Here is an 11,595-nt window from a genome sequence, read left to right on the forward strand (position 1 = left end):
CATATCAGATGAGAAAGTACTTATCGCAACTATGGATCATGTTGCTATTGATGCTAGTGAGTATCAACAGTATTGCTGCTGATCCACTTTGGCAAGTATTGCCAGATAGCATTGAAAAAAGTGAAAGCGATCCACGGCAATATCAAGCGATTAAATTGCCTAATGATATGACTGTATTATTGGTTTCTGACGAAAAAGCGGTTAAATCATTAACGGCGGTTGCGCTACCTGTTGGCGCATTAGAAGATCCAGATAGTCAGCAAGGGCTTGCGCACTATTTAGAACATATGGTGTTAATGGGATCGGCGAAATACCCTCAATCTGGCAGTATGTCAGAGTTCTTACAAAAGAACGGGGGATCTCATAATGCAAGCACCACGACGTATCGTACAGCTTTTTACTTAGAAGTAGAAAATAGCGCCATTAATGAAGCGGTCGATCGCCTTGCAGATGCCTTAGCCGAACCTTTACTTGATCCTAAAAATGCAGATCGTGAACGTAATGCAGTTAATGCTGAATTAACCATGGCGCGTGCGCGTGATGGTATGCGTTTTTGGCAAGTTAGGGCAGAAACCTTAAATCCAGCACACCCTAGTTCTCGTTTTATGGGGGGAAATTTAGAGACGCTAAGTGATAAACCTAATAGCAAACTTCAAGATGAATTAATCAAATTCTATCAAACTCACTATTCTGGCAATTTAATGAATGGGGTGATTTATAGTAATAAATCGCTTGATGAGCTATCTAAGTTAGCCGCAGAAACCTTTGCGCGTATCCCGAATAAAAAAGCAGATGTCCCTGTCACTACCGTATCGGCCATGACGGACAAAGAAAAAGGATTAATGATCCATCTAGTGCCAGCTTTACCACAAAAAACATTACAAATTGAATTTGGTATTGATAACAATATTGCCGATTTTCGTAGCAAATCAGATGAATATATTGGCTATTTAATCGGTAACCGTAGCGCGGGTACATTGGCAACATGGTTACAAGATCAAGGCTTGGCTGAAAGTATTAGTGCATTTTCTGAGCCGTATATCGACCGTAACCAAGGCTCATTTACGATTTATGTTGCGTTGACAGATAAAGGTTTAGCGCAGAAAGATAAAGTGATTTCTGCTATCTTTTCGTATATTCGTTTAATTCAAACAGAAGGTATTAGCCAGCGGTACTTTGATGAAATTGCGAATGTATTAGATCTTTCATTTCGTTATGGCTCTATTGTAAGAGATATGAATTACATAGAAGGCATTTCAGATATGATGCTACGTTATCCAATAAAGAATATTCTTAACGCAGATTATCTTGCTGATAACTATGAACCTTCAGCGATCCTTTCTCGCCTTGAATCACTTACACCAGAGAAAGCGCGTATTTGGGTTATAAGTCCTAATGAACCCTCAAACAAGCAAGCCTATTTTGTTAATGCACCTTATCAGGTTGATAAAATTACAGATAAGCAATTTAAAATATGGCAAACATTGTCCGATGATATTTCCTTATCATTACCCGCGCTTAACCCTTATATCCCCAATAATCTGTCGTTAATAGATACAGACAATAAAATCACTAAACCGCAATTATTGTGGCAAGATAAAAGCGCTCGTTTGTTCTACATGCCATCACACTATTTTTCTGATGAACCTAAGGCCAGTGTGACCTTAAGTTTAGTCAATAAAAGATCAGACATCACAGTTAAACAGCAAGTGACACAAACATTAACAGACTATCTTGCAGGCTTAGCATTAAGTGAATTAGCTTACCAAGCTTCTGTTGCAGGAATGAATATCTCATCCTCATCAGGACAAGGTATTGATTTTTCAATGAATGGTTATACGCAACATTTGCCTGAATTAGTGAATGCGACACTAAAAAGCTATATGAGTTTTAAATCGACCCAAGAAGAGCTAGATCAAGCAAAATCTTGGTATCGTGAGCAACTTGAAGTGACTCATAACCTAAAAGCGTTTGAAGCAGCAATGTTGCCTGCTCGTCGATTAAATTCTATTCCGTATTATGAAGAAGCAGACAAACTTAAGGCGTTAGAGTCAATTACGCTGCAAGATATTATTGATAATCGTCGTGAAGTAATTAAAAACGCAGCGCTTCAAGCACTGATCGTGGGTAATTTAACGCCAGAGCAAAGCCGTGATATTGCTAAATCTGCACACGAGTTATTAGGTAACCAAGGCACTGAATACTGGATTGGTGAAACTTTAGTTTTCAATAAATTAGATGCAGTTGAGTTCCAAAGTAAATCGAACAGTACGGATAATGCGTTAGGCGAGCTTTATATTCCTACGGGGTATAATCGCCTTGAAGGTCAGGCAATTTCTTCGGTGTTAGCATCCGTTATTAAACCTTGGTTCTATGATCAATTAAGAACAGAAGAGCAACTCGGTTATGCCGTATTTGCTTATCAAGGCACAATGGGTGAGCAGTCAGGTTTAGGCTTCTTACTGCAAAGTAATGCTAAACCACCTGTTTACTTAAATCAGCGCTATAACGCATTTTACCAACAAGCTTATGAGCGCTTGAAAAAAATGACTGATGCTGATTTTAATCAGTATAAACAAGCGATTATTACGGAAGTTAAACAACCTCCTCAAACATTCTATGAAGAAGTTTCTCTTTATCGAAATGACTTCCATCGTAATAATTTAAACTATGATGGACGTGATAAATTTTTGTCTGAACTTAATAAAGTAACGTTAAAACAAGCTATTGAGTTTTATGAAAAAGCAATCATAAAACCTAATGGGTTTATTTTTGTTTCTCAAGTGATTGGTAAAGAGGGTAAAGAGGCTGATTACGCACAAAATAAACAATGGAAACGTTACACAACGGTAAGTGAATTACAAAAAACCTTGCCAGTTGAGGAAATTAAAGAGTGAGTGAAGTGATACAGGCACAGCCATTAAACCCGTATACACTTCCTTTGTACCAACGACGCCTCATTGAGGCGTCTGCGGGAACAGGGAAAACATATACAATAGGGTTGTTGTATTTACGGTTGCTTCTTGGATTAGGCGGCGAATCTGCGTTTCATCGCCCTTTAAGTGTGGAAGAAATTTTAGTTGTGACATTTACAGATGCGGCTACAGATGAATTACGGGCCCGTATTCGTAAAAATATTCACGAACTAAGACTTGCCTGTATTCGTTATGATGTTGAAAGTGGCGACAAAACATACCAAGAGTTACTCAAACAAATTCCTAATAAAGAGCTAGCTGCGCAATGGTTATTAGAAGCTGAGCGTCAAATGGATGAAGCCGCTATTTATACCATTCATGGATTTTGCCAACGGATGTTAGCAAACAATGCTTTTGAATCTGGGGTATTGTTTGAACAAGTCTTGATCCAAGATGAATATGAGCTGAAAAAACGTGTTTGTGCTGATTTTTGGCGTCGCCACTGTTATCCCCTTTCTTATGATGTTGCTAATGCTGTCAGTCAGATTTGGTCTGGCCCTGAGCAACTGCTTTATGAAATACAGCCCTATTTACAAGGCGAAATGCCTGAAATTGAAGGTGTAGCATTAGACAGCGAAATTGAATCGGTAAAAGAACGACATCAAGCGGTTATTGAAGCTATCAATAACGTAAAAGCGCGTTGGAATGAACATCACCATGAAGTTGAAGCGTGGATAACGGCCTCGGGTGTGGATAAGCGCAGTTATAGCAGCCGTTTTTTACCAAAATGGATCGAAGAAATCACATTATGGGCGGCAGAATTTGAAACAAAAAGCTATCAGTTGCCAGATTGTTTAGTTCGTTTTTCTCAAGAAACATTAAACGAGAAAGCCACGAAAGGCCCTGCACCAGAGCATATTCTATTTGTTGAGATTGAGCGACTAACAAAGCAGAGCCTAACACTGCGTGATGTTATTTTAGTGAATGCGATCCCTGAAATACGTCAAGGTATCGAGAATGAAAAAATACGCCGTGGTGAAATGGGATTCGATGATTTATTAACACGCTTAGACCGAGCATTAAAGCGTGAAGGAGGCGACACTTTAGGGCAAGCTATTCGTGAACGCTATCCTGTGGCGATGATTGATGAATTTCAAGACACTGATCCTCAACAATACCGTATTTTTGATGCCATTTATGGTGGATCTGAAAACAGTGGTTTGCTATTTATTGGTGATCCTAAACAGGCAATTTATGCCTTCCGTGGCGCGGATATTTTCACCTATATTCAAGCGCGAAAACAAGCTATTCATCACTATACATTAAATACTAACTGGCGTTCAGCTCCGGGTATGGTGAATGCGGTTAATAAGCTGTTTATGCGCTCTAAAGCACCGTTTTTATTTGAGCATATTCCCTTTATTGAAGTAAGCTCAGCTGAAAAAAATCAAGATATGGCCTTTGTGTATCATGATAAGCCAATTTCACCGTTTAATTTTTGGCTTGCTGAAGGTGAAAGTATATCAACGGGAAATTATGAGCAGATTATGGCATCGCAATGCGCGGCTCAAATTCGTGATTGGCTATCAGCAGGAGATCAGCAACAAGCGTGGCTTATTGAACAAGGTGATAAAAAAGCAGTGACATCCGCAGATATTATGGTGTTGGTGCGTAGCCGTAGAGAAGCAATTCTTGTTCGTGATGCGTTAAATTTGCTCTCAATACAATCTGTATTCTTATCAAATCGAGAAAGTGTATTTGATACGAATGAAGCTAAAGATCTACTTTGGTTGTTACAAGCCGTTGTTACACCAGAAAAAGAACGTATTTTAAGAGCTTCTTTAGCTAGTCGCTTATTTGGTTTTAGTGCAAAGCAAATTGATAACCTAAATCATGACGAACAGCGTTGGAATCATTATGTAGAGCAATTTGCCGATTACTATGCATTATGGCAAAAACGTGGCGTTTTACCGATGTTACGTAAGATCATGATGGATAACCAAATCGCAGAAAATTTGCTTGCTAGTATTGAGGGCGAACGAAGGCTCACAGATATTATGCATATAGGTGAATTGTTACAAGAAACAGCACTACAACTTGATAGCGAACATGGTCTTATTCGTTGGTTAGCACAGCAAATTTCTCATCCTGATGCGCAATCTGAAAGCCAACAAATGCGCTTAGAGAGCGACCGAAATCTTGTCCGAATTTGTACTATTCACAAATCTAAGGGGCTTGAATATCCTATTGTTTGCTTACCTTTTGCTTGTAATTACCAAGAGCAAAAAGGTGCGCTTTATCATGACAGAGAAAATTTTTACGCTAAATTAGATATTTTTAGCCGACCAGAAAGTTTACGTTTAGCTGATGAAGAACGTTTAGCGGAAGACTTACGCTTACTTTATGTGGCATTAACACGTTCTAAATTCTGTTGCTGTGTCGGTGTTGCGCCTCTGGTGAAAGGAAATAAACGTAAATCAGGTCTGACGGACCTGCATAAAAATGCGTTAGGGTATTTACTGCAGCAAGGTGAAGAAGGGGATAGTGAATTACTTCACCAATCAATCCATGCTTTGCTTGATGAAAATATCAGTGTAATAACGCTTGAAGATATTTCAGCACATCGCTATGAGTCTCAAGTAACCACTGAAGCAAAATTAGAAGCGGCAGTATTTAAACGTAAAATACATGATAATTGGCGTATAACCAGTTATTCAGGGCTGACTTATCAGCATTCAAATCGTGGATATCATTTTGATTTAGGAGATATTGAAGCCTTGGTGCAGTCGATTGCTCCTGGACTTGATACCGATGCGAAAGGTGAAAAACAACAAGGAGAAGTTAATGAAGACTCAATTCATCATTTCCCTCGTGGTGCCATGGCCGGAACTTTCTTACATGGTTTACTTGAAGCGTTAGATTTTTCCCAGCCCATTGATGAACAATGGATGCAAGAGCAACTCAAAACTCAAGGATTTGATGAAAAATGGGCACCATTATTAGTAACATGGATGGAAACCTTATTTCATACCCCACTTAATGCCCAAGGATTATGTCTTGCTGATATTCCCAAATCGCAACAACTCGATGAATTACAATTTTATTTGCCTATTGAACAAGAGATATCCGCATCTCAACTGACTCAATTAATTAGCCAATTTGATCCCTTATCAAAACAGGGTGCTGCTTTGCAATTTCAGCAAGTAGAAGGCATGTTAAAAGGCTTTATCGACTTAGTATTCTATTGGGAAGGAAAATATTATGTGGTGGATTATAAATCGAATTGGCTAGGTGATTCGAGTGAGGATTACACCCAAGAAGCGATGATACATGCAATGATAGATCATCGCTACGATTTGCAATATCAACTCTATACCTTAGCGTTACATCGTTTTTTACGGCAACGCATTCCTGATTATGATTACCAACATCATTTTGGTGGAATTTATTATCTTTTCTTACGGGGGATCGATAAACAGTATCCTGGTAATGGCGTTTATGCACATCGACCAGATGAAGCGTTTGTTTTAGCGCTAGATGCTTTGTTTACGGGTGAAAAAATTAAAAATAGTGCTTCAAATGTAGTAGGTGAAAAATAAAAATGATCAAATTATTAGAAACCGCGATAACACAAAACCTATTACGACCGTTAGATCTTCGATTTGCTCAAATGTTGGTGGAAGATGAAAACCCTATCTTACTGTTTGTCTTTGCCTATTTAAGCGCTCAAACAGGTGCGGGACATGTTTGTTTACCCTTAAACCTCATTCAAAAAAATCAATTATTTGAAGGTAGGCAAGACGAGTTAGCACAAGAAATTTGGCAAAAAATGGGTGCGCCTTCTGCTAATAAAATAGTTGAGGCATTAAATGATAGCCTTTGTGTGAATCAAGCAAATAATGATTCACCATCCCCGATTATTTTAGATAACGGACTTCTCTATTTACAACGAATGTGGAGCTATGAAGAGAAAGTCGCTCAATTTTTTAGGCAAACACACCCTATTGTTGATATTGATGAAAAAGCCGTAATCAACGTGCTAGAAACGCTGTTTCCTATCACAAACGAGAGTCACGAAACCAATTGGCAAAAAGTGGCAGCAAGTGTGGCTATCACAAGTCCTATTTCTATTATTTCAGGCGGACCAGGAACAGGGAAAACCACCACAGTCGCTAAAATTTTAGCCGCTTTTGTTATGCTAACGGTGAAAGAAAAACCTATTATTCAGTTAGCAGCGCCAACAGGAAAAGCAGCAGCAAGATTAACTGAATCATTAGGTAAAGCTTTAGCACAGCTCGCGTTAAGTGAAGAAGAAGATAAGTGGATGCCTAAACAGGCACAAACTATTCATCGTTTATTAGGTGCTCAGCCTGAAAGCCAGCAAGTGCGTTACCATAAAGATAATCCGTTACAGCTTGATATTTTAGTGATTGATGAAGCTTCAATGGTTGATTTACCGATGATGGCACGATTAATTGATGCACTTCCAAAGCAATGTCATGTTATTTTTTTAGGTGATAAAGATCAGCTTGCTTCTGTTGAGGCGGGAGCGGTATTAGGTGATATCTGTCGCTTTGCGGATGATGGTTTTAGTCGCTCCCGATTTGATAAAATTAACGCTTTAACACAAGGTGAATTGGCAAAATCAGCAGATATTATCCCCATTTCTAGTACACCGGTTTCAGTTGTTAGTGATTCGCTTTGTTTATTACGTAAAAGCTATCGATTTGGCTCAGATTCTGGCATTGGTCAACTTGCTTTTGCAGTAAATCAAGGACAGATAAAAACAGCGCTTACATTACTGAAAAAATCAGAAATGACACCTCAACAGCTTGAAATAGCATTAGAGCCTCAAGATGTAAATTTTATTTCATTAGAGAGTGATGAAAATTATTTACTGATGATACAAGATGCGGCTCATGCTTATCGTCAGTATCTCTCATTGGTTGCAGAAAAAGCATCACCTGACATTATTCTTCATGCATTTAATCAATACCGTCTATTGTGTGCATTAAGAGAAGGGCCTTTTGGCGTTAGTGGGCTAAATGAGCGTATTGAAATGTTATTACACCGCCAACGATTAATTCGCCGTCCTACCAATAGCTATCAGAGTGACTATGTTGGACGTCCAATTATGATCCAACGAAATGACAGTACGCTTGGGTTATTTAATGGTGATATCGGCATTATGCTTAATAATGACGAAGGTGAAATGAAAGCATTTTTCCAATTACCTAATGGTACATTGAAAGCGATTCAGCCTAGCCGATTGCCCCAACATGAAACAGCGTATGTGATGACAGTACATAAATCGCAAGGATCTGAATTTACGCACACAGCCTTAGTGCTACCTGAAAAGTTCTCACCTGTTGTCAGCCGCGAATTATTATATACCGCATTAACACGGGCTAAACAGAAACTTTCTCTTTATGCCTCTGATTATATGGTGAAAATGGCAATCCAAACACGAATTCAGCGGCGAAGTGGGCTAGTCGATAAATTACGTTACTAGTCTGCGTCTAAGAATATAAAAATAAGAAAAGACAGGTATTGAGAGGGATACCTGTCTTTTTTATATTGTGTAATTACTCTTTGTGCAAATTTAAAATTAGAATTTTAGAGCGTCGCTGATAATTGTAGAGTGCTTGTTTCTCAATCGGTAATTTATCAATTTCAGCAGGTTCAAACCCTTTTTCTTGGAACCAATGAATGCTTCGAGTGGTTAAAACAAACAGCTTTTCTAATCCTAATTGTTTGGCATGCGCAGATACTCGTTGTAGCAATACTTCACCACGACAAGAACTACGATAATCTGGATGTACGGCAACACAGGCCATTTCACCTATTTTTTCTGATTGATAAGGGTAAAGTGCGGCACAAGCAATCGTCATATTATCGCGCTCAATAATGGTGAACTGATCAATTTCCACTTCTAATTGTTCTCTGGAGCGTCTGACTAAAATACCTTGTTGCTCTAACGGGCGAATAAGTTCGAGTATGCCACCAATATCATTGATATTCGCTCTACGTACTTTTTCAGCACTTTCCATCACGATTTGAGTACCAATACCATCACGAGAGAATAGCTCTTGGATCAATGCGCCATCTGATTGATAACTTAATAAGTGACTGCGTTCTACACCGCGACGACAGGCTTTAACTGCACCTCGTAAGAATCTCACTGTGCCTGAGTGATAATCACCTTCTGTTTGTAACTCTTGGATTTTATCTTCGGCTTGGTTTGGCAGTAATTCAGAAACAATATGGCCTTCTTCATCCACAACACCTTGGAATGAGCAAAAGCCAATGATTTTTTGAGCTTTAAGTTTTATCGCAAGTTGGGTAGCGACTTCTTCTGATGTGAGATTGAAACTTTCACCAGTAACGGACACGGCAACAGGGCCAATTAATACAATGGCGTTACTGTCTAATTGACGGTGAATCGCTTCTTCATCAATACGACGAATTTTTCCGCTGTGACAATAATCCACGCCATCATCAACCCCCAACGGTTGTGCAATGACAAAGTTGCCACTGACCACATTAATATGTGCACCTTGTAATGGTGTATTACTTAAACTCATAGATAAACGTGCTGTGATATCAAGTTGCAATGTGCCGGCGGCTTGTTTAACAACTTCTAACGTTTTGCTATCAGTAATCCGAGTGTATTTGTGATAAATCGGAGACACTTTTTGCACTTCAAGCGCAGTATCAATTTGAGGTCTTGCACCATAAACAACCACTAAACGGATACCTAGGCTGTGTAATAATCCGATATCGTTAATGATGGATGGGAAATTTTCATGTGCAATAGCTTCGCCACCCAGCATAATGACAAATGTTTTGCCTCTATGTGCATTAATATACGGAACCGAGTGGCGGAATCCATCGACCAATTCGGTGCTGCGCTCTTTCATAAAACCCTCTCAAGTGAATTTTTATTCGCATTTAATGTATTTTTATTCTTTTTGGAGAGGAATGGCAAGTAAAATCCTATCTTATTGTTTTCCCTGAAGGCAGAATATTCGTGTAAATGTGAGTAATTGTGCTGTTTTTAAGTGACAGTGAAGTGTGGATTGGGTAAAGTTTTTCGTTCTTAACTTTTTTTATCTCTTTTTTAAGTTTATTGACGTTAATCGCTTTTTTGGAATATTTTCATGAGTCATTCTGAACACAATCAAACTCGTCGTCGTCTTGTTAAAGGAATTGGCGCGTTATTATTGTTAAGTGTTAGTCCTATTGGCCTAGCTGCAACAGCATCTATTGTTGCTGTTAGGGTTTGGCCTGCCTCGACTTATACTCGCGTGACTATAGAATCCAGTACGCCACTTAAATATCGTCAGTTTGCATTATCAAACCCCGAACGTATTGTGGTGGATTTAGAAGGTATTCAACTTAATAGTGTATTGAAAGGCGTTGCTAATCAGGTTCAGACTAGCGATCCTTATTTAAAGCTTATTCGTGCCGGTCAAAATACACCCAAAACAGTACGATTGGTGTTTGAAGTCAAAACACCAGTTCAGCCGCAAATGTTTACACTAAAACCTGTTGCTGAGTTTAAAAATCGTTTGGTGTTAGATTTTTATCCAAGCCATGGTGCTGACACAGAAGATGATCCATTATTAGCACTGTTACGCGAATATAATGATGGTGATTTACAACAAGCAGTTCCCGCACAAACCGATACACGTAAACCTGGTCGAGCAGGGCGAGACAGACCTATTATTATCATGCTCGATCCGGGGCATGGTGGGGAAGATCCTGGCGCAATTGGTAAATACAAAACGCGAGAAAAAGATGTGGTGCTGCAAATTGCACGTCGCTTAAAAACGCTTATTGATAGAGACGCTAAAATGAAGGCGTATATGACACGTAATGAAGATGTGTTTATTCCATTAACAGTACGTGTTGCGAAAGCACGGAAAATGCAGGCTGACTTATTCGTTTCTATTCATGCGGATGCGTTTACTAATCGTTCAGCTAGGGGCTCATCTGTTTTTGCATTGTCAAAAACAGGTGCAACTAGTAATACTGCTCGCTATCTTGCACAAACACAGAATGAGTCTGACTTAATTGGTGGTGTGAGTAAAAGTGGTGACCGTTATGTTGACCATGCGATGCTTGATCTTGTGCAAACAGCAACGATTAACGATAGTCTGAAATTTGGTAGTGAAGTGCTTAAGCTATTAGGTGGTATTAATAAGCTGCATAAAAATAAAGTCGATCAGGCAGGATTTGCGGTATTAAAAGCCCCTGAAATTCCGTCTATTTTAGTAGAAACCGCCTTTATCAGTAATATCGAAGAAGAGAAAAAATTGAAGACAGCTAAATTTCAGCAGCAGATTGCAGAATCTATCTTTAAAGGGATCAAGGCTTACTTTGCTAATGGTGGTGAATTAACCTTAGCTGATCGCAACTAATTTCTTTTTATGTTTTTTTACATTCCAGTAGAAAGTCAAATGCTTCTGCTTTCTATTGGAATATCTTACTGTTTTTCAACAGAATAAAAGAATCTAATACAGAAGTTTGATTAAAATAAAACAGAACTAGCAGAATAAATTTCTATGAGAGATGACATTGAGTTAATAAAAGGAAGTAATAAAAATAAGGGAGATCTTGAAAAGAATTGGTTGCGGGAGCTGGATTTGAACCAACGACCTTCGGGTTATGAGCCCGA

General features: G+C 38.9%; 5 protein-coding genes. 4 read left to right on the forward strand and 1 reads right to left on the reverse strand.

Going from position 1 to position 11,595, the window contains the following annotated elements:
• The first annotated feature begins 8 nt into the window (after positions 1–8).
• Genes ptrA through recD form a run of 3 tightly spaced genes read left to right on the forward strand, consistent with a single transcriptional unit; the run spans position 9 to position 8,427 of the window.
• Positions 9–2,897 carry a pitrilysin gene (ptrA, locus tag INT04_RS10435; protein WP_193016075.1) on the forward strand — a complete coding sequence of 963 codons (2,889 nt, stop codon included), beginning with the start codon at positions 9–11 and terminating at the stop codon, positions 2,895–2,897.
• Entirely contained in the window at positions 2,894–6,514 is a 3,621-nt protein-coding gene (gene recB / locus INT04_RS10440) for an exodeoxyribonuclease V subunit beta (RefSeq protein ID WP_193016076.1), read from the forward strand. The genes ptrA and recB overlap by 4 nt, the downstream gene beginning before the upstream one ends.
• A gap of 2 nt (positions 6,515–6,516) precedes the next feature.
• Positions 6,517–8,427, forward strand: a complete 1,911-nt coding sequence (recD, locus tag INT04_RS10445) for an exodeoxyribonuclease V subunit alpha (RefSeq protein ID WP_193016077.1) — start codon at positions 6,517–6,519, stop codon at positions 8,425–8,427.
• Between the two features lie 73 nt (positions 8,428–8,500).
• Here recD and argA read toward each other — a convergent pair whose 3' ends face one another.
• Complete coding sequence (gene argA / locus INT04_RS10450) at positions 8,501–9,835, reverse strand: amino-acid N-acetyltransferase (RefSeq protein ID WP_193016078.1); 1,335 nt, start codon at positions 9,833–9,835, stop codon at positions 8,501–8,503.
• Between the two features lie 240 nt (positions 9,836–10,075).
• Between argA and amiC the strand changes: the two genes are divergently transcribed.
• Entirely contained in the window at positions 10,076–11,338 is a 1,263-nt protein-coding gene (gene amiC, locus INT04_RS10455) for an N-acetylmuramoyl-L-alanine amidase AmiC (protein ID WP_193016079.1), read from the forward strand.
• The last annotated feature ends 257 nt before the right edge of the window (positions 11,339–11,595 follow it).

Source organism: Proteus sp. FME41 (assembly GCF_014897315.1).
Classification (GTDB): domain Bacteria; phylum Pseudomonadota; class Gammaproteobacteria; order Enterobacterales; family Enterobacteriaceae; genus Proteus.